This is a genomic window from Myxococcales bacterium (assembly GCA_016703425.1).
GTDB lineage: Bacteria > Myxococcota_A > Polyangia > Polyangiales > Polyangiaceae > JADJCA01.
The window spans coordinates 183,122-205,902 of sequence record JADJCA010000015.1; the positions used below are offsets into that span (position 1 = coordinate 183,122).

The following is a 22,781-nucleotide window of genomic DNA, read 5'->3' on the forward strand; positions in this document are numbered from 1 at the left end:
GCAGCGGCGTCGTCCTCTCGGCAGGAGCGCGAAGGCGGCGCGAGACGCTCTCGCTCACACCGGCGTGGCGACGCCGACCTTCTTCGCCAGGGCGCGGATGGCGGGGACGTGCGCCTTCTTCAGGTGGTCATAGGCGTCGCGTTGTGCGGCCTCGTGGGCGCGGACGAAGGCCTGAAGGGCCGCGTGTGCCTCGCCGGCTGCGCGATGGGTCGCACCGTCGAGCCCGTGGAAGTCCTCGTGAATGTGCTTGCGCCGCTGAGTGGCGTCGAAGCTCGTGGCGTCAATGTCGGTCGTGAGCGTCGCGCCGAGGAGGCGGCGCGCATGCTCGACGTGGCTCCGGGCGAGCACAACGAATCGGGCGGCGTCGACGCGAGACACGGGGGCGATCGCCTTCTTCGGTCGCTCCAGGCAGGGATCTTTGCCGGCGGCACGAAGGAGGAGTGCCTTGCCTGCTCGGACGTGGGCGCGCGCGAGCTGAGCCCACGGTTCGAGCTCGGCCAGGTGCGGTCGCACCTTGGCGCGGTGCGCGGTCGCCCATGCGTCGAGCTCCGCCCGCTCCTCTTCGGCGCGGGGGTCGGCGAGGGCGGCGTGGGCGACGAACCTTTCGATGGCTGGCGTCGGCGACGAGAGCCCGGCATCGACAAGCACGTCGAGCAGCGGCAAGAGCTCACGATACGCGGCGCTCAAGACGAGCCGCCCGACGAGGGCCTCGACGACGTCGAGCGCGGCCGCGCGGCGCGCGTCCGGGTAGCGCATCGCAAACTGCATCGCCGGTCTCGCAACGAGGTCATTGAGCACGAGCGGGTTTGCGTACGCGGCATCGGCAACGACGTCGCCGATGGCGCGAAGGAGCGGCACCTGGCTGGCGCGCGGGGCCTTCTCGAGGCGCGCCACGAGGCGGCGGAGCACGGAGAGGTGGGCGCCGCTCTCGTCGGCGACCGGCGAGGTCATCCCCTCGACCAGCGCGAGCACGGCCTCCCGGCGGCGGCGGCTTTTCGCCCTCCGCCACGTCCTCGAGGTAGAGGGTCTCCACGAGCGCGAGGTAAGCCAAGTCGCGCGCATCGTCGACGCGGCGCCGCGCGAGGCACGCGAGCGACAGGTCGAACATCGCCTGGGGCTGCGCCCACCAGAGATCGGCGGCGGCCTTCCAGATCGTCGGTCGCCCGAGGACGCGCTTTCCAGCGACCTCAACGACGAGCGAGCCCACGAGCAGTGAGATCGCAGCGACGTGTCCGGTCACCTTCGCACCGCCGGCGCGGAGCTCTACGGCGCCGCCGCGGTAGACGAGAGCAAGCCGCGGCGGGCGCGGGAGCTTCAGCGCGTCGGCGCACGCATTGACGAGCGTGCGCAGCGGCGGAAGGAAGCTGGGCTTGGTCGGCAGCATGACGCTCACGATAGCTCGCTATCGCTTGCTCCCTGTGGCGGGCGGTGCCGCTCGGTTCGCGGGGACCACCTCCACGAGGAGCTTCACCACCTCACGCGTCCACCCAGCGACGTGCCGCTCGGCGCCCGCGCCTTCGTAGCGATTGAAGTAGGACCCGTATTCGAGCGTCCCGCGCCACCCGCCCCCGCTCGCTGTGAGCTTCACGACGCTCGGCTGGGCAAGGCACTCGCGACTCCCGTCGGGCAACATCTCTTGGCACGCGCAGGTGCCCGGTTCGAGCGTGCACCGTTCGTCGCAACCGAAGCAGCCGAAGGGGCGCTCGTCCATCGAGGTCCCCTCGAGCACCAGCGAAGCGCCCTCGTCGTAGGCGACCGCCTTGAAGCCGATGAGCGAGCTCGGCATCTCGAGCCACGTGAAGCCGGCGTCGTCTTTGTACGCGGTGCAGGGCCTCAGCCGGTATTCGGCGCCGGTGCGGCAGGCGTAGTTGCCCGGCTTGAGCCTCGAGGGTCGCGCCGGCCCTGCCAGCACGCTGGAGCGATGGCGCGGCGCCTCGGGAAACGAGATCGCCCGGCGGCGTTCGTCGTCGGTCATCGCGCGTTCGAGCGGCGCGGCAGCTCCAGCCTCGACGACACGCGGCGCCGGCGCCGGCGCATGGGCGCGATCCGCCGCGCGCGGCGTCGCAGCCGCGGCCGACACCGACTGCGGGCCATCGGACGAAGCGGCGCCTGGGGCAACCGCCACCGCGGGCGCTTCGGAGCTCGAGGCTGCGCACGAAGCGATCGACGTGCAAAGGAGGAGGGCGGGGCCGAGCCCCGCGGCGCGAGGATTCATGAGGCCGCTTGTGTCCTCATGACGCCGTGGGTGGCGTGTTCGGCAGCGAAGTCGTCGTCGATGCCGCCTCGGCCGGGCGCGTCACCGATCAGCGGGGCGGCGAAGTCCGCGTGCATTCTCTGGAACGTCTTCGTGGCGAAGGCCCATTGGTGCAGGGCCATCCCTCCGACGCCCATGGGATTGGCCAGCGCTTGGTCGACGCCGGCGCCGTACCCGTCGATGGATATTGAGAACGCGTCTACCCGAAGCCTCGACATGCGGGTCACTCCTGCTGGGTCGTTCGCCGTCGTGACAACGCGGCCCTCGCACCATCACACCACGAACAGGGCTTCTGTGGTCATCCAGGAGGCCCGGCGGGAGACCCCGGCGAAACAACTCTCTCGCCGCCCACTCCGAAGGGATGATGCGCAAGTTCGAGGCCATCGTCTTTGGTGACGGGTCTCTCTAGCGCGCCCGCGGCCGCGATCTTTGACATCGGCGCAGCCCGGGGCGAGCCTCGCGCGATGCGTCAGAACGCCGCTCGCTTTGCCTTCGCCCTCTTGGCCGCCGGGGCCAGCGCGTGCCGAAAGGACACGAACGCTACGTCGACCCCAAGCGCCGCGAGCACCCAAGCCGGCGCCAGCGCGACGCCGCAGCTCACCGTCACGTCGTCGACGCTAAGCGACGGCAAGCCCATGCCGAAGGCGTACGTGTGCATCGACGACAAGCACCGCGACAAGTCGCCGCCCCTCGCGTGGTCGAAGGGCCCCCTTGGCACGGAGTATTACGCCATCGAGATGCTCGACCTCGACGCGCCGCACGTCCCCAACGACTGGGACAAGGAGGCCAAGAACTTCGTGCACTGGCGCGTGATCAACGTGCCGAGCACGATGCTCTCGGTGCCCGAGTCTTCGAACGGCGCGCCACCGAACGCCGGCATGGCCGTGGCAAACGACTTCGGTCACGGCTACGGCGGTCCCTGCCCGCCTCCCGGCGCGCCGGCCCATCGCTACGCCATCACGGTCTACGCGCTCCCGAAGAAGCAGGCGATGAACCTCCCCATCCCGAAGGCGGAGGCGCTAGCGACGGGGACGCTCACCGTGACTTACGCGCGATAGGCCCACGGCGGGGTCGTATCCCAACGAGCGGTGCCGTGTGAGAATCGCTGGAAGTCGGGCGGGACTCGTCAACAACCTGAACGCTCGCCTTTGTCGTCCTCGCGCGCGGAAGCAAGGGGCTCGCCTCGCTACGCGACCTTCGGCTGCGCGACCTTCTTCCGAACGTCGTCCATGTCGAGCGCGCGGACCTTCTTGGCGAGTTGGTCGAGCGCCTCACCAGGAAGAAGACCGGGCTTGGCGAAGACAAGGATGCCGTCCCGAAAGACCATGAGCGTCGGGATCGAGCGGATCTCGAGCGCGCCTGCGAGGTCCTGCTCGGCCTCGGTGTCGACCTTGGCCCAAGTGATGTCCGGATGCCTCTTGGCGGCCGCCTCGAAGATTGGCGCGAAGGCCCGGCAAGGGCCGCACCAGCTCGCCCAGAAGTCGATGAAGACGATCCCGTCCTTCCGGATCTGGGCGGGGAACGATTGAGCGGTCATCGCGATCGTAGACATGTGCACTCTCCTTCGCATAGGAGCCGACGACTCGGCCGTTGGGTTCGCGCGGCTCAGGCACGAAGGACGAGGATGAACGCCATGAACACGAGAAAGCCTGCGTAGACGACGGTGGCGATCCGCGCGTTCACGCGGCCGGCGACCCGCGCGCCTAGCCCGGCGCCGAGCGAGAAGCCCACGGCGACCGCCGCGAGTAACTCCCACGGAAGCCCGCCCTGCTCCTTCGCGTACACGTAGACGGCGGGCAGGCCGATGGGCGGCAGCATCATCGCGAGCGTCGTCGCCTGCGCCTCGAGGCGACTGAGTCGGCCGAACCTCTTCAAGAGCGGAAGCGCCACGAGCCCACCCCCAACGCCGAGCAACCCGGACTGTGGGTGGAGACCCGAACCCCGCTCTTTCGGTAGGCGAGGACGGCCGGGAGACCGACGGGCGGCAGGAGCGCCGCGAGCGAAATTCCCTGGGCGCGGTGTTGCTCGATGCCGAGCGCGAAGACGAGCAGCGGCGGAAGAATGGCTCCACCACCGATGCCGAGGAAGCCCGCCAGGACGCCGGAAGCGACCCCGAACGCGCCCGACGCGATGAGTTCGAATGGCGACGACATCGTCTCGCGGCTCGCGGTCTATCGGAGCCCGCCCGAGAAGAGGTACCCCATCAGCGCGCCGTAGGCCGTCGAGATGTACGGGTTGGCGGTGATCGCGCAGGCGCCGCTGCGGCACCCCACGAGGCGGTGGTAGCCAAAGCCCAGCACGGCGCCAAAAGCGACGAAGAGAGCCAGTCGGAGTCCCATGTTGCGTCCTCTCGGTTCGTGCTCCGCGGAGGTCTCCGCGACGTGTTCTGGCCTCGGCGTGGGGAGGTCGGGAGAAGGCACGGTGCTACCAGTTTCCGATGCCGCCGATGTCGAGCACCTGGTAGCCAGACGCCTTCATCAGCGTGGCCGCCGCGGCGCTTCGTCCGCCGCTGCGACAGTAGACCACGACGGGGCGCTCCTTCGCGCCGAGCTCGCGGACCCGCGTTGCGAGCTCTTGCACGGGAATGTTGACCGCGCCCTCGATGTGACGCTCTTGGAACTCTTCTCGGGTACGGACGTCGAGCAGAAGCGCGCCGCTTTCAACGAGCTTGCGTCCTTCGTGCTTGGAACCGCCAAATAGCGACATGATAGGTCTCCGTGTTCTGAGTGGGAGCCAGCGTCGAGCCTGGTGGGTTCGCCGTTTTCGCAGAGCACCTTCGGCACTATAGGTAGGCGGACATGGCCCAATCCCACGACGACCTCGGCGAGCTGGTGGCCCGCGCCCAAAAGGGTGAGCGCGACGCGCTCGAAGCGGTTCTCGCGACGCTCGCCCCCTCGGTCCATCGCTTCGGCCTCCGAATGTGCAAGAACGCGCACGACGCGGAGGACGTCCTCCAGGACACCCTCATCAACATCGCCAACCATCTTGGGGACTTCGAGGGCCGTTCCTCGCTCTCGAGCTGGGCCTTCGCGCTGACGCGGAGCGCGTGCGCGCGCCGGCGCCGTGGCCTCAAGAACCAGCCGCCCGTGAGCGACGAGCGCATGGCAGAGGCGCCTGATCACGCCCCGACACCGGAGGCTCATGCGGCCGAGCACGAGCTGGCGTCGGCCCTATCCAGGGCGCTCGACGGACTCTCCGACGAGCACCGAGAGGTCATCCTGCTGCGCGACATCGAAGGACTGTCGGCACCGGAGGCGGCTTCTTCCGTCGGGATCTCGGTCGATGCCCTCAAGAGCCGGCTTCATCGGGCCCGCGAGGCGCTCCGCGAGGCTTTGCGACCGCTCTTAGAGCCGGCGTCGCCGCCGTCGCCGTCGGGCTGCCCGGAGGTCGCGCTGCTCTGGTCGAAGAAGCTCGAGGGCGACCTGAGCCAGGGCGACTGCTCCGCGATGGAGAAACACCTCGCTGCATGCCCTGCGTGCGGCGCCGCCTGTGATGCCTTGAGGCGTGCGCTCTTGGCCTGCCAACGCGTCCGTACGGAAGATGTCCCGCCGGAGCTCCAGGCGCGGGTCAAGGCCGCGGTGCGCGCTTGGGCGGCTCACACGGCGCTCTAGCGAAGGCGACCCCGAACCCTTTGGACCGCGCGTCGGCTCCTATGCGCGGAGGCGACGATGAAGGTTCAAGAGTTCTTCGATCCGGCCACGTTCACGCTTACCTACGTCGTCTTCGACGAGGCGAGTCGCGACGCTGTTGTCATCGACCCCGTGCTCGACTTCGATCCCGTCGCGGCGGAGACCGGGACGGTGTCGGCAGACGCCGTCATCGCATTCGCCAAAGACAACGCTCTGCGCGTCCACTACGTGCTCGAGACGCACGCGCACGCGGATCACATCACCGGCGCGCAGCTGCTCAAGAGGCGACTCGAGGCGAAGGTGGTGATCGGCGCGCGGATCACCGAGGTTCAGAAGACCTTCCAACCGATCTTCGACCTCGGAGCGACGTTCCCGACCGATGGAAGCCAGTTCGACCGACTGGTGGGCGACGGGGACGAATTGCTCGCCGGCGCGCTTCGAGTCGAAGTCATCGCCACGCCCGGGCACACGCCCGCATGCGTAACCTACAAGATCGGCGACGCCATCTTCACCGGCGACGCGCTCTTTATCGAGGACTACGGCACGGGTCGCTGCGACTTCCCTAGCGGAAGCGCCGACGAGCTCTACACGTCAGTTCACGACAAGCTCTATCGCCTCCCCGGCGACACGCGCGTCTTCGTCGGTCACGACTACCAGCCGGGGCAGCGGGCGCTCCGCTTCGCGACCACCATCGGCGCGTCCATGGCGGCGAACATCCAGCTCAAAGCCGAGACGACGCGCGAGGAGTTCGTGCGCTTCAGAAACGAGCGCGATCGGACGTTGAAGGCGCCGCGGCTGCTCTTTCCGAGCGTGCAGCTCAACGTCAATGCTGGGAGGTTGCCGACGCCCCACGCGAACGGTCGTTCCTACCTGACCATTCCGCTCAACCTGTTTCGGCGCGGGTCGGACGAACCTCCTGTGAAGGACTGACCCGGTCGGCCGGGTCGTCGGCAGGCGGAGCGCAGCCGCGCGCCTAACCTTGGCCATCGCGGGGGCGCGATGCGACGAGCTGGACCGTCGCGCTCAAGCCTCCGTGAAAGGCGCCCTCGTTTATCTCGCGCACGACCTCGCGCCCGACCTCCACCGTCAGGGGCGCGAGCTCCTCCCGAAGTCCGTCGAGCGTCATCAGCAAGGCGGCGTCGCGCGGACCGCCCGTGTTGTGCGCGAGCTGCGCCGGCGTGTAGGCCTCGAGGATGAAGACGCCGCCGGACCGGAGAGCACGAGGAATCCAGCCGTGGACGTGTTTCCGAACCGGCGGTGGCAGGTGGGCGAAGATCGCGACGACGGCCGTGAAGGCGTCGGTCTCGGGCGCGTAGGTGGCGAGATCAGCGTGAACCGTGGCGATCGCCACGTTCTGCTCGCGCGCGAGGCGCTCCGCTTTGCGGAGTCCCTCGGTGGAGAAGTCCACGGCGGTGACGAGGTGCCCAAGCCCTGCGAGGAAGACCGCGTTTCGCCCTTCGCCTTCCGCGAGGCACAGCACGCGACCAGGCTCTATGCGGTGCGCTTCTGCGCGAAGAAACTCATTCGGCTCGCGCCCGTAGGCGTACGCCTCGGCGCGGTAGCGTTCGTCCCAGAATTGCGCGCTCATAGGCACCGATCTTACTCAACTGCGCTCGACGGCGTAGCCCCTGTCGGCCCAGTCGGTGGCGAACCTCGTGGGGAGGTCGAGCACGTGCGCGTTCGCTCGGCCAAGCGCCCGAAGGGCGGCGCTCGCGGGCCGTACGTTCGGGCAGCTCCTCACTGGGCAACAGCCGCAGTAGAGGACGATCTCGGTCTCCGCAGGGACCTTCGCCAACGCGTCCGAGAGCGCGCGGCGCCCCTCGTCGGAATCGATGGCCGCGAGCTTGCGCGCACCGGGGACGTGGCCGCGGGCGAAGAGCGCGTCGGGCCCCACATAAAGGACGGCGATCTTTCCTGCCTTCACGTCGTCCAAACGGGCAGCGAGCGCCGCCGGCGCGAGGAGGGGGCCTAGGGTCTCCTCCCCGTCGCCCTTCGAGCGGCAGCTACTGGTGAACCATCCCGTGAGAGCACCCGCCAAGAACTCGCGACGCGGAAAGGGCATGACGGGGGTCAGAGCCAAGGCAAAGCCGAAAGGGTTCACGCGAGATTGAAGTGCGAACCCTTTTCGCCAACGGGCGGCTCCCATGCGAGAAACCTACGGAGGAGCTCGATCATGTGCCGACGAATCGACTGTGCGGAATGCAAGAAACCCTCTTACGCCGGCTGCGGCATGCATGTCGAGCAAGTCCTCGGGGACGTGCCGCGGGACGAGCGGTGCGTTTGCCGTGAGAAGCCGAAGAAGGAGGGCGCCGCTGAGCAGCCCTCGGTGCTCCGCCGATTCTTCGGGCTCTGAATGCGAGGCGGGGGGCGCGAGGCGGGAACCGCGAAGCTCAACGCTGGGAGCGGATGTCGCCCCAGGACCAGTCGCTGCCGCTAGGCGCACCTCTTTGTAGCTTGCCGCCCCCGCCAAGCTACGCTTGCTCGTCATGGTCCGAAGACAAGCGAACTGGCTTTTCGTCGCCCTCCTGTTCGGTACCGCGGCCGCCGCCGCGTGTGGCAGCGATGAGACCGGCGCGGGCGGCGACGACGGGCGCGATGGCGGCCCGGCCGTCGACATAAGGCCGCAGCCCGGCGACCTGGACGCGGCGGCGATGCCCATCGACCTCTCGCCGAAGGACCAGGCGCTCACCTTCGTGAGCGGACAGCCTGCACCGACGCTGCAGCTCCAAGCGAAGCTCTTGGCTACGGGAGAGGTCGTCCCCGCGACCTTCGCCATCGACCGGGGAGAAATCGGCACCGTCGGCGCCACCACGGGTCTGTTCACCGCGGCCGGGAAGGCCGGTGGCAAGGCCACGGTGACGGCAACGTGGAGAGGCGCGACCGCAACCACCTCCGTCGCGGTCCGGCTCCGCGTGGTCGACAACGGCGGCCCGCCGACGAGCAGTGACGCGGGCGCCGGCGCAGGCGGCAACGGTGGCGTCGGTGGCGCAGGCCCGGGCGGCCCCGTCGACCCGGCGACGATCGCGGTGCTGAAAGGCACGGCGACGCCGGACGCGAACCTCGGGCTGCTCTATCCGTACACGGGCACGGTGTGGCCACGAGGGATCCTGGCGCCGCTCCTTCAGTGGAACGTGGGCGCGCAAGGCGACTACGACGCCGTGCTCGTGTCGCTGAAGGAGACCTTCTTCGAATACGAAGGGACCTTCGCGAAGAACGCGGCCCCCTTCAAGAACCACCCCGTCGGGCAACAAGTGTGGAAGCAGCTCCTCGCGTCGAACACCGGCGAGGACGTGGCCGTATCGCTCGTCTTTGCGAAGTCTGGCGCCGCCTATGGCCCGCTCACATCGAGCTGGAAGGTTGCCGCGGGGCCCCTCAAGGGCACCGTCTATTACAACTCGTACGGCACCAACCTCGCGAAGAACTATGACGGCGCGCTCCCCGACAGCCGGCGGTTCGGCGGCGCAACGCTCGCCATCAAAGGCAGCTCGACCGATCCCGTTCTCGTCGCCGGCGGTACCGGAGACTCTGGCTATTGCCGCGTATGTCACTCGGTCGCCGCCAACGGCTCGGTGCTGCTCACGCAGCGGCGCGAGGGCGGCGACAAGCAATTTTCGACGTACGACCTCAAGACCGGCGTCGAAACGAAGATGCTCCCCGAAGGCACCACGGCCGCCAACTATGCGTGGCCCGCGATCTACCCGGACGGCACGCTCTTCCTCGGCGACTCGAGCTCCGCCATCGGCTCGAGCGACCAGTCCAACCAGCTCTATCAAGTGGTCTCCGGCGGCGGCTCTGCGACGCCCACGGCGGTGACGATGAACGGTTGGCCGGCGGGCTTTCGCGCAGCGTTCCCTGCGTTTTCGCACGACGGACGGCGCCTCGCCTTCACGATGTTCGGTGGCGCCGCCGGCGCCGACGAGAAGACCATTGGCGCCATGACGTTCGACAAGGCATCGAGCACGTTCGGGCCGATACAGACGGTGTTCAAGCCCGGCGGCGGCCTCACCGCCGTCTACCCATCGTTCCTTCCCACGAGCGACAGCGTGATCTTCCACGTGGAGACGCGAGGCAACGGTCGCGACTACGGCGGCACACGCGGCGACGGCGACAGCGGCGGAGACGCCGACGTGGGCGCGCGCGCCGAGCTGTGGTGGGCGACGGTCCCCGCGAGCGGCACGCCCGTGGCCGCGCGCCTCGACAAGCTCAACGGCGTCGGCTACCTGCCCTCGGGTCCCGACGGTCACGATGCCGACGCCACCTTGAACTACGAGCCCACGGTGAACCCCGTTCCGTCGGGCGGCTACGCGTGGGTCGTGTTCACGAGCCGTCGCCGCTACGGCAACGTGGCGACGATGAACCCGTTCCACAGCGATCCACGAAACTTTGACCTTACGACGGACGCCACCACGAAGAAGCTCTGGGTAGCCGCCATCGATCTCAACGCGCCGCCGGGCAGCGACCCGAGCCACCCAGCGTTCTACTTGCCAGCGCAGGAGCTGCTCGCCGGCAACGCGCGTGGCTATTGGGTCGTCGACCCGTGCAAGGCGGACGCCGTCGAGTGCGAGACCGGCGACGAGTGCTGCGGAGGCTTCTGCCGCCCCGACGCGAGCGGCAAGCTCGTCTGCAGCAACGTGGTGCCCGCTTGCGCGCAGGAGTTCGAGCGGTGCAACACCGCGGCCGACTGCTGCAACTCACTCTCGCAGTGCATCAACAACCGGTGCGCTTCCGCCAGCACCCCGAAGTAGACGCGTGCGGAGCTGCGGCTTTGATGATCGCTCTCTTTGCTCGTTCGACAGGCTCATGGGCGGAGTCGAGAGTCGCTTGTCACCACGCGCCCACGAGGTTCACTCGCCGTCGGCCGTGAAGTCGCCGCCTGGATCGCCTCCGTAGTCGAGGTCATCGACCGGGGCACTGTTCAGGTCGTCGCCTGGGGCGCCGTTCCATCCGTCGGTGCCGGGATCGACTTCAGGGTCGTTACCTCCGTTGCCGCCCTCAAAATCATCGCCAGCGGCGCGCGGCGCTTCGTTGGTGTTGCTTGACGGCGGCGTCTGCGGCGGCTCGGCGGGCGGCGGCTCTGGCGCGCGCGGCGATCCCCCCTCATAGCGCCGGAGGTCTTGGAAGTATTGCTCCTGCTCGGGCGTGAACCTGAGCTGGCCGTCCGCGCCAATGTTTGGAGGTCCAACGATGTCGGCCGGAGGGACCGGCGCGCGCCAGTTCATGCCGCCCGAAACGGCATCGAGATCGTCACCCGTCAGCGTGAACCTTGCGCGTGTACTCTTCATGGGACCTCGCCGTGAACCGTTCAAAGTCCGTACCACCCTGGAGGCTGCTGCACGGCCGACGAAACCCTGCCGAATCCCTCGCGGGGGTCGCTGCCGACCGGAGCAACGACGCCTCGGGGCGAATGTGGGCGTCGCCTGCTGAGCAGGTCAGGCCGTCGGTGACACCGCGATCCAGGCCGATCCGGCGCGAAGGCGCCGGGCGGGGGTGACGCCCGTCTCGTCGTCGAAGCCGGGGCACAAGAATGGCGGTAAGGTCGCCTTCGAAGGAGTTGACCTTGCGCTCACGCCCCGCGAAGACCCCGGCCGCGAAACGACGTTCCCCTAGCACGGCGGGCCGCGACCTCGCGCGCTTGCGCAAGATCGCAGGCGAGTTCGAACCCGGCGCCGCGGCGACCAAGCGCGCCCTCGTAGACAAGCTCTCTCGTGCGCGCCTCGCAACGGCCGACGCCGTCGCGCGCCTGCACGACGTGCTTTGCTTCCTGCGCGCCTATCCCGACGACGCGGAGCTCCTCGCGTGCGTCGAGGCGGCCCTCGCCGCCTTCGCGGATCGGCCGGACCTCGTTCGCTTCCGCAGCCAACTCGACGACAGCGGCATCGCCGGCACGGACATCTACTACACGTTCTTCGCGGCCACGGCTCGCTGGCTGGCCCAGCGCTTCCCCGAGCGCCTCACGGTGGCGTGGGACTACCTGGCCGACGACGCGCGGCTCGGCGAGCGACTCAACCTTCTCGCGACGTACCCCGAGAACCTCGGCCTCGAAGACTACGATCTCGGCGTCCGCGGTTGGCTCGAGCGCATGAAGCGCCCCACCGAGACCGACGCGGCGTACCTCCTCGAGCGTTGGTGGCGCGAGCCCATGTCTGAAACGACGCGCCAGCAGCTCTACGAGGAGATGCAGCTCTTGCTCAAGCTCGCGTGGGGCCCCGGCGGGCCGGCGCGAACGCGGGAGAAGCTTGACGGTCTGAACTTCCCTCGGAGCTTCCAAGAGACCCCGCTCGACCACCGGCGCCCCGATCTCTGGAAGGCCATCGCCACGCCACCCACGCGTGTGCGCACCGTTTCGGAGGCCGAGGGCGAACGCCTCGTGACCCTCGCCCGCGAGGCCATGATCAGTCGGAGCCGTGATCTCGACGCGTTCTGTTACGGCGATCCGCGCGACGTGCGCATCATCGAGTTCGATCAGGGGCTTTGCTTCGTGGCCATCGGCATGAAGCCGGAGCGGCGACTGCTCCTCGAGTCGGTCTACGGATTCCTCACCATCAAGAATGGCGTTCCCATTGGCTACGTCCTCGCCGCCGCGTTCAACGAGTCGGCGGAGATGGCCTACAACGTCTTTGACACGTGGCGCGGCTACGAAGCCGCCAACATCTATGGCCGGGCGCTTTCGGCAACGTCGCACTTGCTTGGCGCCAAGGCCTTCAGCGCGCCGCCCTACCAACTCGGGCACGACAACGCCGAGGGGCTCGCTTCGGGAGCGTGGTGGTTCTACCAAAAGCTCGGCTTTAAGCCGCGTGATCCGGCCATCGTTCGCATGATGGACCGCGAGCTCGCGAAGATGCAACGCCGCCGCGGTTATCGCTCGAGCGTCGCGACGCTCCAGGAGCTGTCGAGCGTCGACATGTTCTTGGAGCGCGGGACTCCGGAGCCCGACATCGTGGGCGTCTTTCCCCTCGGCGCCGTGGGCCTGGCGATCACCGATTCGCTGGCCTGTCGCTTCGGAGCCGATCGCGAGCGCGGCCTCGACGTCTCGGAGGAGGAGGCGGCTCGCGCGCTGGCGGTGCGCGGGCTAAACCGGTGGACGCCCGACGAGCGGCTCGCCTTCCGGCGATGGGCACCGCTCGTCGGCATCCTGCCCGGCATCAGCCGCTGGACCGCCGACGACCGCAAGGCTCTCGTCGACGTCATTCGGGCCAAGGGCGCCCGCTACGAGTCCGACTACGTGCGCGCCTACAACGCTCACGCGAAGCTTAGGCGCGCGCTCTCGCGTCTCGTCCAACCTCATTCGAAGCTCGTCTGACAGCCCGACAGCGCGCACGTGGTGATGATCTTGTCGCCGAAGCCGCCGTCATTGCGACCGACTTCGACCTTCGTCGGCGAGGCGGGGCAGCCGCAGCCGGGGAACACACGCCGGCAGGTGTCGGCGTAGGTCTGGAGTGCGTCCTTGCTCTTCTTGTTCACGCCGAAGGCGAGCGTGTTGCCGCAGCAGTCGGTCGCCATGACGACGAACGTGCAGTCACGCTGGGCGTTGTCGCAGGACTTGTCGATGGGGCTCTTCGGGCCGCCGACGACCGACGCGCCTGGCAACGGACAGGACATGCCTTCGGGCACGGGGCAGCCGAGCGCACCTAGGGGAGCCTGCCACTTGCCGTCTTCGGAGCAGCTGAACTTGCCGCACGTCTCAAAGTTCGCCGCGTAAATGCACTCTCGCGCCGGCGTGCATGCCGCGCCCGCCGGCGGAGGCTCGGCGGGACACCCGGCTCCCGCGTCTGCGCGGGTGCCCCCATCGGACGCCGCGTCGGTCGACACGTTGGCCGCCGCATCGGGTCCCTCCGGGACGCCCTCAGACTCTCCACCGCACGCCGCGGTCAACGTGGCGGCAACGCCAACCAAGGCGGTCAACGCGACGACGATGGCGAGCTTCATGGAGCGCACGCTAGCACTTGCCTCGCCGCGCGCGAGACCGGGTTGGGGCGTCCGATCTCGCGCGCTGGCGGTGCGCGGGCTAAACCGCTGGGCGCCCGACCACGCGAAGCTTAGGACCGCGCTCTCGCGTCTCGTCCAAGAGAAACAACGCGCCCGAGCGACACGTCGTGCTCGTTCTGCGACGGGCGTTCAGAACGCGTGTGCGCCGGCGATGGCGGTGACCTCGTCTGCCTCGCGTGCGCAAGGGCCGCCGTGGACCTCTTCGTGTCGTCCGGCCCGTCCCACCGCGAGTACGCCTTCGCCGGCCCCCTTGGTTGCGCGGGGCAACGCTTCAAAACGAAGCACGAGGAACATCCGCCTCGACATCGGGTACACGGCAAGGAAGGCTTTCGTCATCGTCGGCGAAGAGCCTGCCGACGGCCGGTGCGGCGCGCGCTACACGAGCGCCACGACGAGGGCGAAGCCCTCGCGGTCCCATCGGCGCGGGACAAAGCCGAGCTTGAGGATGTCTAAGAGTGGCGTGAAGGGGTTCGGTCGCGCGGCGCAAGGTGCAACATCGTCAGCCGCCAGCGACGCGTAAGCGATGACGCCAGACACGAGCGATTCTAAGTCTCTCAACGCGTGGACAGGTTAGCAGCGTACCGATGCGTGCGTTCGCTCACCGGCCACCAACACGCTCACGGCGCCGGCCGCGCCTCCTTCGCGTCGCTCGCCACGTCGAGCTCGATACGGCGCCGGAAGTCCGCGGCCGCTGGCACCACCGACGCCATGTGATCTCCATCCACGAGCACCGCTTCGAGGGGCACACGGAGCGGCGCGGCAAGGGCCGCCGCGTAACGCGCGTCGCGCGTGTCGAAGGCATCGCCCCGTCCGGCGTAGGCCAGATGCGGGTGCACGAGGTCGGCGAGGTTCGGGATGAGCAGTCGCAAGGTCACTTCGCGCGGGTCCCTAGGGTCGAAGCGCACGAGGTTCATGCCTGTCGCCTTCGCCCAGGCGAAGAAGGCGCTCGCCCGGTAAATGCCGCCGACGCTGGCCGTGCGGCGGAGCGGCGCCGCGGGAAAGAGGGAGAGGAGCGCCGCCACGCCCCCGCCGATGCTGTGACCGAAGGCGTAGATCTTCCTTCGGTCGACTTCGGGCCGCGCCGCCACGAACTCCACCGCGGCGAGCCCATCGTCGACCTCGCCGGCGAGGAGCTCGAAGGCGCCGGGGTTACCGTTTTCGCCACGGAGCATCGGAAAGAGGACGACGTAGCCGGCGTCGACGAAGGGCCGCGCGCCGTCCAACGCCTCCTGCGTGAGCGCGAAGTCGTGGTGAAAGTAGACGACGGCGGGCGATTGCGCCGCCGACTCTGTCGATGAGCGCGCCGGCGCCGAGAGCCAAGCGCGCAGCGAAAGCACGCCCGAGCGAAACTGCACCTCCTCGAGCCACGGAGGGGGCGCCATAAGTGCGCCTTGCACGCGATTCGGGGACGCGGCAGCGACGCGCGAGCGAAACTGCGCGCGGCGCGCGAGGAACGGAGTGTAAGGCTCCACGCGCTCCAGCTCCGGGTGCTCGACGCCCCCTCCCCCAGCGCCGCCGCCTCGCGGGGCCGTGGCCTCGCCAGCGCGGCACGCGACGAGCACAAGGCCGAGCAAGGCCATGACGAGGAGGCCAGGCGCCCGAAGCGCGGCGCGTTGGGACTCTGGGGCGTCGTGCATGAGGCGAACGCTACCGCTTGGCGCGCGGACGGCGCCAGCGTGCCGTGGGAGCTCCGGGTGAAGGCAGGTCGGCAAGCTGTGCCGTGGCTGCGTCGGCAGCCTCTACCTTGAGGCTGGCGTATCCTGCCTGCGTGCTCAAGGCCGCGGTTCGCGCCATTCTGGAGTGTTTCGGTGGCGCGATGCTCACCGATCCCTGGCCCCTGCCGGAGTTCTCGCTTTCCCTCAGCGGCGCCGACGTGGTTGTCACGATGGGCGACGCGACGATCACCGGGCGCCTCTCGGCGCGCGTGCTCTTCGCGAGCGACGTTTGGGGCGCGGTGGCACGGAGCCGCGGCCTCGACGTGGGCCGAGTCTGGCCCTACGGGATTGAACGCTCATCGCCTGCTCTCGCACTGCCGCTCCGCGACGCGGGCCTGGCGCTCCTCGAGCGCGGGGAGGCCACTGAGGCGGAGATCCTTCTCGGGGACGCGCTCGAATGGCTTCCCGGTGAGCGCGACGCCACGCTCACGCGCGTGCCCTCCGCGATGGCCAGCTCGCTCCAACGTCGTTTGGACATCGAGCACGCTCCCCTGTCCTTCGCGCGTGCCTTCGCCCACCTCGAAGGTCAACTCGCCAGCCGTGAGGTTCCGGTGCGGGCCGTGGCTGGCGACGCGCTCGAAGAAGTGACGCGTCACTTCACCTCGACGGCGGGCGTGCGGAGGACGTGGACACGTGCGCGCGGTGCCCTGCTCGCGTCGGCAGCCGATGAACATCCACGCGTGCGCGAGTCGGCCCTCTCGGCGCTGGCGGTCGTTGCGTTCTCGGCGTGGCAGTCCCGTGAACTCGCCGTGCTCGACGAGATCCTCCCGCGGCTTCGCGACACCGACGTCGCGGCGCGGGAAATGGCGGCGCTCCGTTTCGAGCGTCTCCTCTCGAGCCACGACCGCGTGCTCGCCGAGGCCGCGTGGCAGGAGTGCGAGCGGCTGGCGTTCGTCGCCGGAGCGCCGCAGCCCAGGCACTTGTTTGAAGCGCCCACTTGGCGAGACCGCCGAGCGATCCACCTCACCGAGGCCGCGCGGACTCTCCTCGATGACAAGGAGCCGCGAGAAGCGGTGAGCCTCCTCCGTGAAGCGGTCGCGCTCGTCCTTGAGGGCTCGCACGAGGGCCCGACCCGCGGCCGCGGTTTCGCCTGGCGCACGTTCTTCGCGCAAGGAGTGGCGCTCGAGGCGCTCGGCGATGCAGGCGCGACCGCTTCCTACAAGCAAGCGAGAGAAGCCCACGCGCGTCTCGATGGGTCGAACGTCCCCCACGAGATTGACGACGCCATCGCCCGCCTCACGGCTTCGCGCGTCGACGTCCGCGGTGCCGTCGCGCGCAACTTGGTCGACGCGCTGGCGTCGGCCGGTGCCATCGAACTCGCCGAGGACGGTCGCCTTGGGCTCGAGAAGACGCTTGCGACGCGAATGCCAAAGAGCGCCGGCGCGCTTCTTGGCGTTCTCATGCGCCACGAAGGCGTCGCGGAGGTGTTCTGCGACGAGGAGTCGCTGGGCGAGCTCCTCGAGCGGTTCGGCGCGTGAGCCGACGGTGCTCTTACGGGACGCGCCACGCTTCCCCTTCGCGAGCTTGGCTTCACCTTCGGGTTCAGAGGTAGACCTCTCCTCCTGGCTGCGCGACGGCCCCTGGGATTGGGGCAACGACAACGAGGAGACGGGCTGGGAGCTTGAGCCGGAGTTTGCGGAGGAGTTCGCCTGTTCCGACGGCTCCGGTGTTTGTTGGCTCGTCTAGGGTCAGGCCCTGACACTTCGCGCTGGGTGGAGAATATCCGGCGCGTGGCGCGAGGCGGGAAGACCCGGCGCGTACGCCTCGTAGGAGGGGCCAAGGAAGGGTGCCCCCCATGCGTCTTCGTTCGCTTTGTTTCGGCCTCGTCTCGCTCCTCGCTCTCGGCGCCTGCGCCGCCCCCACCCGTGACGACGTGGAGGCCGAAGAAGCGGACTCGGAGGACGCGCTCACCGCCAAGAGCTTCACGCTCACCAAGCAGGGGCTTGTCGGCTCGTATTTCGCGCCGGCCAGCGCATGCACCTACTACGCCTCGCTGAGCCTGGCGGCCGACGGCACGTTCAAGGCAACGTTCTGCGGTGTCGGCGCATCGAGCTTGGAAGGCACCTGGGCGGTCGCGAAGCGGACGCTCACCCTCACCTCGGGCTCGAACTATAAGTTTAGCCTCGCGCACGCCGACCGCTTCGTGGAAGAGCCGGCGCTCGACGCGCTCAAGCTCAAGCTCTCGAATGGGGCCGCCTTCCGCCTCGCGCGCAAAGGGCCCGTCGACGACGTGCTCGGCGCCGTGAATCCCGGCGAGACGCGAGAGTTCCGCTACGTCAAGGGGACCCCCGAACCCGGTTCCGCGTATTCGCTCAGCGCCGTCACGGTCGACGTGCGCGAGGGCGAGCGCGTGACCGTTCGTGTCGAGTCGGACTACCCGCTCTACGTCGGCACCGTGGCTCCCATCTACGGAGCCAACCGCGGCTGGCGCACGGCGTACGCGGTGACGGCCACCTATGCCCGCATCAACCCCAACTGGTCGCAAGGCTCGACGAAGTTCTATACGACGACCATGGACGAGGCCCTGCTCATGGGGGCCGGTCGCCACGTCGTGGTCTTCGGCGCGATGATGTCGAACGAGAACAACGCCGGCGTCCACGTTCGCGTGTCGGCCGCCTCGGACACCGGGACGCCACGCTCGGCGGCGGCCTTCACGACGGGGGGCAACGTGACGCTCAACCAATCGGACTTGTTCCGTCCGCTGCGGAGCACTGTGGCGGCTGACGTGTCCATTACCGAGGAGCCGGGCGGCCTTCGCTTGTCGAGCAGCTACGCCCCCTGCCGGAGCCGCTCGGGGACGGGCCTCACCATCTCCCTCAAGCCAGACGGCGCGGGCGGGTACAGCGGAGTGCGCGACGACGACAAGATGGCCTACGCGTCGGTCCGCATCTTGGACGGCAAGGTGGCCGTCCACATGGAGCTCTTCGACAACTTCATCCAAGGGCGATATCCGGCGCATCCGTATCTCAACGCCAGCTCGTGCGCCATGGCGCTTCAGGGCGTCCTCTCTCACTGACGCGAGCCACGCTTCGTCGACGAAGGGGACCTTGCCACTCGGCGCGTGTCAGTCGCCCTCGACGAGGTTCTGCACGAGGTCGAGAAACGAGCCGTAGCGCGTCTCACCGGGCATGTGGTCGGCGAAGCGCCACGCTTCCCATTCGCCTGTTTTGCTCTTCACCTTCGGGTTCAAGAGGTAGACCTCTCCGTCTGCCGGCGCAGCGATGCGGAGCGTATCGCGGAGGTGCGGAATCTTGGCCCCCTGGCCGAGGTAGGCGTCGATCCAATCCGGGTTCGTATCGCGGAACCACGCGACGTCAGCGGTCCCGTGGAGCGCGAGGCTCTTCTTGCTCTTCGCGAGCCCGTTCGACGCAGAGAGGAACGCGACGTAGGTTGCTGGGAGCTTGACCCCCAGCCGCTTCTCGAGCGCCTTGAGCTCGGCCGCCGTCCCCCCCTTCCGGAACGCCTTCGCGCCGGCGAGCTTGCGGAGGAGGGCCGGCCAAGCGACCGCTGCGCTCTCTGGCTCGGCGACGCGCGAGAAGAACTCGCGGACACTCGCGACGAGCGCCGTCGCCACCGCACGCTCGAGGACGGGAAACCCCAGCTTCCCTTCCGCGAGAGCGCGGCCGCTCCACTCGAAGAAGAGGAGCACCTCGAGCTCTTCGCGGAGGATGTTGTACACGCGCCGTGCGTCTTGGGCGGCCGTCTTGATGATGGCGAAGGCCTCGGCATGCTGCCCGGCCGCGAACGCGACGTCGGCGACGATCTGCCTCCGCTGAAGCTGGTTGTGGTGGTGCGATGCCTCTAGCTCGAGCAGCGCTCGTCCCTTGGGCATCGCCTCTACCGGGCGCTCTCTCGCGGCAGCCAGCGCGCGGAGCAGCGTGAGTGCCTTCTTCGTCGCGGGCGTGCGGTCCATCTCCCAGTCGCTGGGCCTGGCGAGGTAGCTCTCGAGGTTGTCTCGGAGCCGCAGCTCCTCGGCCCGGACCTCCGCAAGCAGCGCGCCCTCCGACACCGAGAGCAGACGCGCTGTCTCCGTCGGCGCCGCCCAAGCGCCGAGCTTCTTGAACATCCACGTGGCGAAGGAGTTCGCTTTCGCGTCTCTCCCCTCTACGAGCAGGCGATGTACCGACTCGGGGCAAGTCCAGACGCGATGCAGGCATAGGAGCGCCTCCGGGAGCGCTCCGCCCATCGCGAGGACCGCAGCCGCATCCACGACCGCTTCGTATCCGCTCGCCGTGCCCCGCGAGCGCGCCAACTTCGCGATGAGCTTCTCGGCGTCCTTGTTAGCGACCGTGGCGGTGGTCTTGGATGCGGCCATCGCTTGATGGTATCGCGCGATCGCAGCGATGGCGTGAACGGGCATCAAGAGGCCTCGGCCGCTGCTCGGTCGGCGCGCGGACGGGTGGAGTCGTCTTCGGGGCGACGCTCGTTCAGAACGACGAGCCAGGCTGCCGTAGGAACGCCTCTTCTTCAGGGGTCGACACACGAACGAGCACTTCGTTCCGATGCGGGAAGCGGCCGAAGCGGGCGATGATGTCCCGGTGTTGGACGGCGAACGCCACGGAGCTGGCGGCACCCTCGTCGTGGTCCAAGCCGAAGAGCTCGACACACTTGTTCTGCATCGCGAGGCTCTCGCTGTGCATGAGCGGCATGTAGAGGAACGCTCGCTCATCGGGCCCGAGCTTCGTGTGGTCGCCGGCCTCGATGCCGGACAGCGCAGCCGCTAGCGCTCGTGCGTCCGAGGCGAACATCTTCGCCGTGCCACGAAACATGTTGCGCGAGAACTGGTCGAGCACGATGACGTAGGCGAGTCGGCCGCGGGGCTCGCGAAGCCACAGCTCGTTCTGCCCCTTGTGAATCGCCTCGTGCTCCGCCAGAAATTGCTGACGAATTTCCTGATCGAAGGCGTCGGACTTCTTCCACCAGCGTGACGACACCTCCGATGACACACGGACGTTGGCGTCTCCATCACCAAACCAAAATCGAAGGACGTGCTCGTAGCGTTCTTGTCCGGGCATAGGAGCCTTCTATCGGCCTCGGGCAGATGGCGCAACGTGGTGCACACGCCACACGCGTCATGAGAACATCGGTCTATGCTCGTCCCGGTCGACCTCCCGTCCAGCATTCGTCAGTCGTGCGAGCCGTGTCGCGCGATTCCGCGCGCGCCGGGCGCGACCTGGGAGCGACCGGTCCTCGACGCGGATGCGCGCTGGGCGCTCCTTCGTTCGAAGCGCGCGACGAACGCCGTCAAGTGGCCGAAGCTCGTGGCGGGTACAGCGCGCGAGGCTCACGTGGAGCCGCTCCTTCGTCGATTCGACGCGACAGCTCCTCCGACGACGTTGCTGCGCCCAGAGATCGAAGCGACCTGGCTGTGGCTCGAGACCGTCAAAGCCTCCAAGCCCTCCGACGCAGGCGAACAGGTGATGGACTTTTGGACTGCGGCGGATCCGGCTGCGGCGGTCGCAAGCCTCCTCGCGTTGACGTCCGCGCCCGACAGTGGCGCTGCGTCTATCGAGGCGCCGCGTCGGCTTCGCGCCGCCCTCTCCGTCGTCGACGAGACGCCGTGGTCGAACGCGCTCGCCGTGGCGCGGAGCGCAGCCGAGAAGGCGACCACCGGCGTGGCGCCGCTCCTTGCCTACCTCTTTCCCGAAGACGAGTCTTGGTCGAACGACCTAGCGCGCTCGGTCAAGACACCCAAAGGCTTTCAACACCTGCTCGCCCTCAGCTCAACGGACCCGACGGCGCTCGCGCGGATCGTGGCGAAGGCGGGCAACACTTGGGGGCTTCTCGGGATTCATGCCGTTGTTCCCGCGTGGGTCACGGTCGCGCTCGGTCCGGGAGCCCTGCCGATCCTCCGGCAACTCGCAAAGCTCTGGCCCGACCACTGCGCCGCCGAGCTCGCTTACCTCGGTGGCTGAGCGATCTTAGCGCGCGAGGTTCGTTCCGACAGGGCGGCCTACCGGTGGCGAAGTCGACGTAGGCGCCCGCTCCGACTACCCTCGGACGATGCGAGCCGCGCTCCTCCTAGGATTGGTCTGGGTTGGATGCGCCACCGCGCCCGTGGAGGACGCGGCGCCACAAGGAGACGCGAGCGTCGGCACCCACGCCGACGCAGACGGCTCGACTTCCAGCGGGAGCGCCGATGCTGGCGACGCCTCCGACGCTGGCAGTGCCGCCGACGCTCCCGACGCCTCTGACACCCTCGATGCTTCCGACGCTGGCGGTGCCGCCGATGCTGGCGACGCCTCTGACACCCCCGATGCTTCCGACGCTGGCGGTGCCGCCGATGCTGGCGACGCCTCTGACACCCCCGATGCTTCCGACGCTGGCGGTGCCGCCGATGCTGGCGACGCCTCTGACACCCCCGATGCTTCCGATGCTTCCGACGCTGGCAGTGCCGCCGACGCTTCCGACGCCTCTGACACCCCCGATGCTTCCGATGCTTCCGACGCTGGCAGTGCCGCCGACGCTTCCGGCGCCTCCGACGCGGGCAGTGCCGCTGACGCTTCCGGCGACGCATCTGTCCCCGACCTCCGCGTCCTCTTCATTGGCAACAGCTACACGGCCGACCATGATCTGCCGAAGGAGCTCGCAGCCTTAGCGGCGACACCCGGCACGTCTCCTCGCATCGTCACTCAGATGATCGCCGTAGGCGGCGCTTCCCTCGCCGACCACTGGAATGGCTCTTCGGCGCAGGCCGCCATTGCTAGTGGCGCCTTCTCCCACGTGGTCTTTCAAGGCTACAGCGTGGAGCCGCTCACGCAGCCAGCGGTCTTCGAGGACTACGCGCTTCGCTTCGGCGGGGCAGCCACCGACGCAGGCGCCGTGCCGGTGTACTTCGAGACCTGGGCCAGAGTCGCGGGCGACGCCGTGTACAACCAGCCCTGGTCCGGCGGTTCGCCCGCCGCGATGCAAAACGGCATCTTCGCCGAGTACAAGAAGGCCGCCGCCACCTGCAAGGGCCTCTTGGTCAAGGTCGGCGAAGCTTGGCGCATCACGCTCCGTGACCACCCGAGCATCGTGCTGCACGACACCGACGGCTCGCACCCAACCGCGGCGGGGACATTGCTTGCTGTTTACACCTTTTACACGACGCTCACGAAGCACGACGTCCCAAAGACGGCGGCGGTGCCTTTGGGCGTGCCTCCTGCAGAAGCGAGCGCCCTCCGTGATGTGGCCGATGCCATTGCTCGCTGAGGG

27 protein-coding genes, 1 pseudogene and 1 CRISPR repeat array are annotated in these 22,781 nt (G+C 68.6%); of the genes and pseudogenes, 11 read left to right on the plus strand and 17 right to left on the minus strand.

Annotation, left to right across the window (positions count from 1 at the left end; genetic code table 11):
- Window positions 1–54: 54 nt before the first annotated feature.
- From IPG50_27650 to IPG50_27660, 3 genes and pseudogenes are all read right to left on the minus strand, one after another.
- Window positions 55–951: a hypothetical protein gene (locus tag IPG50_27650; GenBank protein ID MBK6695952.1), complete on the minus strand. Its 897-nt coding sequence runs from the start codon at window positions 949–951 to the stop codon at window positions 55–57.
- Window positions 952–1,402: 451 nt separating this feature from the next.
- Window positions 1,403–2,215 (minus strand): hypothetical protein, encoded by an 813-nt coding sequence (locus IPG50_27655; protein MBK6695953.1) that lies wholly within the window; start codon window positions 2,213–2,215, stop codon window positions 1,403–1,405.
- Between the two features lie 41 nt (window positions 2,216–2,256).
- Window positions 2,257–2,472 (minus strand): annotated as a pseudogene (locus IPG50_27660) (dihydrofolate reductase).
- Window positions 2,473–2,718: 246 nt separating this feature from the next.
- On the opposite strand from IPG50_27660, the gene IPG50_27665 reads away from it, so the two are divergent.
- Window positions 2,719–3,312, plus strand: coding sequence for a YbhB/YbcL family Raf kinase inhibitor-like protein (locus IPG50_27665; GenBank protein ID MBK6695954.1), 594 nt, complete (start codon window positions 2,719–2,721; stop codon window positions 3,310–3,312).
- A 128-nt stretch (window positions 3,313–3,440) separates the two neighbouring features.
- On the opposite strand, the gene trxA is transcribed toward IPG50_27665, so the two are convergent.
- The 5 genes from trxA to IPG50_27690 form a co-directional block, all read right to left on the minus strand.
- Window positions 3,441–3,806, minus strand: a complete 366-nt coding sequence (gene trxA / locus IPG50_27670; GenBank protein MBK6695955.1) for a thioredoxin — start codon at window positions 3,804–3,806, stop codon at window positions 3,441–3,443.
- 53 nt (window positions 3,807–3,859) lie between these two features.
- Window positions 3,860–4,144 (minus strand): hypothetical protein, encoded by a 285-nt coding sequence (locus IPG50_27675; protein MBK6695956.1) that lies wholly within the window; start codon window positions 4,142–4,144, stop codon window positions 3,860–3,862.
- The gene (locus IPG50_27680) at window positions 4,126–4,407 is read right to left on the minus strand and encodes a sulfite exporter TauE/SafE family protein (protein MBK6695957.1); all 282 of its coding nucleotides are present in this window, start codon (window positions 4,405–4,407) and stop codon (window positions 4,126–4,128) included. The genes IPG50_27675 and IPG50_27680 overlap by 19 nt, the downstream gene beginning before the upstream one ends.
- Window positions 4,408–4,425: 18 nt before the next feature.
- On the minus strand, window positions 4,426–4,593 hold the full coding sequence (locus IPG50_27685; protein MBK6695958.1) for a YtxH domain-containing protein: 168 nt from the start codon (window positions 4,591–4,593) through the stop codon (window positions 4,426–4,428).
- A gap of 85 nt (window positions 4,594–4,678) precedes the next feature.
- Window positions 4,679–4,960, minus strand: coding sequence for a rhodanese-like domain-containing protein (locus tag IPG50_27690; GenBank protein MBK6695959.1), 282 nt, complete (start codon window positions 4,958–4,960; stop codon window positions 4,679–4,681).
- Window positions 4,961–5,052: 92 nt separating this feature from the next.
- Between IPG50_27690 and IPG50_27695 the strand changes: the two genes are divergently transcribed.
- Together IPG50_27695 and IPG50_27700 are read left to right on the plus strand one after the other, a co-directional pair.
- Window positions 5,053–5,865 carry an RNA polymerase sigma factor gene (locus IPG50_27695; protein ID MBK6695960.1) on the plus strand — a complete coding sequence of 271 codons (813 nt, stop codon included), beginning with the start codon at window positions 5,053–5,055 and terminating at the stop codon, window positions 5,863–5,865.
- Window positions 5,866–5,922: 57 nt separating this feature from the next.
- Window positions 5,923–6,813, plus strand: a complete 891-nt coding sequence (locus IPG50_27700) for an MBL fold metallo-hydrolase (protein MBK6695961.1) — start codon at window positions 5,923–5,925, stop codon at window positions 6,811–6,813.
- A gap of 43 nt (window positions 6,814–6,856) precedes the next feature.
- Here the strand turns inward: IPG50_27700 and IPG50_27705 are convergent, their stop codons facing one another.
- Window positions 6,857–7,471 carry a class I SAM-dependent methyltransferase gene (locus IPG50_27705; protein MBK6695962.1) on the minus strand — a complete coding sequence of 205 codons (615 nt, stop codon included), beginning with the start codon at window positions 7,469–7,471 and terminating at the stop codon, window positions 6,857–6,859.
- A 15-nt stretch (window positions 7,472–7,486) separates the two neighbouring features.
- Complete coding sequence (locus IPG50_27710; GenBank protein MBK6695963.1) at window positions 7,487–7,945, minus strand: rhodanese-like domain-containing protein; 459 nt, start codon at window positions 7,943–7,945, stop codon at window positions 7,487–7,489.
- A gap of 111 nt (window positions 7,946–8,056) precedes the next feature.
- Here IPG50_27710 and IPG50_27715 point away from each other — a divergent pair, with 111 nt between their 5' ends.
- Window positions 8,057–8,236 (plus strand): hypothetical protein, encoded by a 180-nt coding sequence (locus IPG50_27715; GenBank protein MBK6695964.1) that lies wholly within the window; start codon window positions 8,057–8,059, stop codon window positions 8,234–8,236.
- 133 nt (window positions 8,237–8,369) lie between these two features.
- A complete protein-coding gene (locus IPG50_27720) occupies window positions 8,370–10,628 on the plus strand; it encodes a PD40 domain-containing protein (GenBank protein ID MBK6695965.1) in 2,259 nt (752 codons plus the stop codon).
- Between the two features lie 99 nt (window positions 10,629–10,727).
- On the opposite strand, the gene IPG50_27725 is transcribed toward IPG50_27720, so the two are convergent.
- Complete coding sequence (locus IPG50_27725; GenBank protein ID MBK6695966.1) at window positions 10,728–11,165, minus strand: hypothetical protein; 438 nt, start codon at window positions 11,163–11,165, stop codon at window positions 10,728–10,730.
- A 275-nt stretch (window positions 11,166–11,440) separates the two neighbouring features.
- Between IPG50_27725 and IPG50_27730 the strand changes: the two genes are divergently transcribed.
- The gene (locus tag IPG50_27730) at window positions 11,441–13,183 is read left to right on the plus strand and encodes a hypothetical protein (protein ID MBK6695967.1); all 1,743 of its coding nucleotides are present in this window, start codon (window positions 11,441–11,443) and stop codon (window positions 13,181–13,183) included.
- On the opposite strand, the gene IPG50_27735 is transcribed toward IPG50_27730, so the two are convergent.
- From IPG50_27735 to IPG50_27750, 4 genes are all read right to left on the minus strand, one after another.
- Window positions 13,165–13,809, minus strand: a complete 645-nt coding sequence (locus IPG50_27735) for a hypothetical protein (protein MBK6695968.1) — start codon at window positions 13,807–13,809, stop codon at window positions 13,165–13,167. The two genes, IPG50_27730 and IPG50_27735, sit on opposite strands and share 19 nt — an antisense overlap.
- Window positions 13,810–13,998: 189 nt before the next feature.
- Window positions 13,999–14,205 carry a hypothetical protein gene (locus IPG50_27740; protein ID MBK6695969.1) on the minus strand — a complete coding sequence of 69 codons (207 nt, stop codon included), beginning with the start codon at window positions 14,203–14,205 and terminating at the stop codon, window positions 13,999–14,001.
- A gap of 39 nt (window positions 14,206–14,244) precedes the next feature.
- Complete coding sequence (locus IPG50_27745; GenBank protein MBK6695970.1) at window positions 14,245–14,406, minus strand: hypothetical protein; 162 nt, start codon at window positions 14,404–14,406, stop codon at window positions 14,245–14,247.
- 80 nt (window positions 14,407–14,486) lie between these two features.
- The gene (locus IPG50_27750; GenBank protein MBK6695971.1) at window positions 14,487–15,506 is read right to left on the minus strand and encodes a prolyl oligopeptidase family serine peptidase; all 1,020 of its coding nucleotides are present in this window, start codon (window positions 15,504–15,506) and stop codon (window positions 14,487–14,489) included.
- A gap of 131 nt (window positions 15,507–15,637) precedes the next feature.
- Here IPG50_27750 and IPG50_27755 point away from each other — a divergent pair, with 131 nt between their 5' ends.
- From IPG50_27755 to IPG50_27765, 3 genes are all read left to right on the plus strand, one after another.
- Window positions 15,638–17,062, plus strand: coding sequence for a hypothetical protein (locus tag IPG50_27755; protein MBK6695972.1), 1,425 nt, complete (start codon window positions 15,638–15,640; stop codon window positions 17,060–17,062).
- Between the two features lie 7 nt (window positions 17,063–17,069).
- On the plus strand, window positions 17,070–17,270 hold the full coding sequence (locus IPG50_27760; GenBank protein MBK6695973.1) for a hypothetical protein: 201 nt from the start codon (window positions 17,070–17,072) through the stop codon (window positions 17,268–17,270).
- A 109-nt stretch (window positions 17,271–17,379) separates the two neighbouring features.
- Window positions 17,380–18,600: a hypothetical protein gene (locus tag IPG50_27765; GenBank protein MBK6695974.1), complete on the plus strand. Its 1,221-nt coding sequence runs from the start codon at window positions 17,380–17,382 to the stop codon at window positions 18,598–18,600.
- 48 nt (window positions 18,601–18,648) lie between these two features.
- Here IPG50_27765 and IPG50_27770 read toward each other — a convergent pair whose 3' ends face one another.
- Both IPG50_27770 and IPG50_27775 read right to left on the minus strand, forming a co-directional pair.
- Window positions 18,649–19,899 (minus strand): SMI1/KNR4 family protein, encoded by a 1,251-nt coding sequence (locus IPG50_27770; GenBank protein ID MBK6695975.1) that lies wholly within the window; start codon window positions 19,897–19,899, stop codon window positions 18,649–18,651.
- Window positions 19,900–20,011: 112 nt separating this feature from the next.
- Complete coding sequence (locus IPG50_27775) at window positions 20,012–20,599, minus strand: DUF924 domain-containing protein (GenBank protein ID MBK6695976.1); 588 nt, start codon at window positions 20,597–20,599, stop codon at window positions 20,012–20,014.
- Window positions 20,600–20,674: 75 nt separating this feature from the next.
- On the opposite strand from IPG50_27775, the gene IPG50_27780 reads away from it, so the two are divergent.
- A complete protein-coding gene (locus IPG50_27780; GenBank protein MBK6695977.1) occupies window positions 20,675–21,499 on the plus strand; it encodes a hypothetical protein in 825 nt (274 codons plus the stop codon).
- 267 nt (window positions 21,500–21,766) lie between these two features.
- Window positions 21,767–22,021: a CRISPR direct-repeat array (repeat unit 30 nt; unit sequence CGACGCCTCTGACACCCCCGATGCTTCCGA).
- 199 nt (window positions 22,022–22,220) lie between these two features.
- Complete coding sequence (locus tag IPG50_27785) at window positions 22,221–22,778, plus strand: hypothetical protein (protein MBK6695978.1); 558 nt, start codon at window positions 22,221–22,223, stop codon at window positions 22,776–22,778.
- Window positions 22,779–22,781 lie beyond the last annotated feature (3 nt).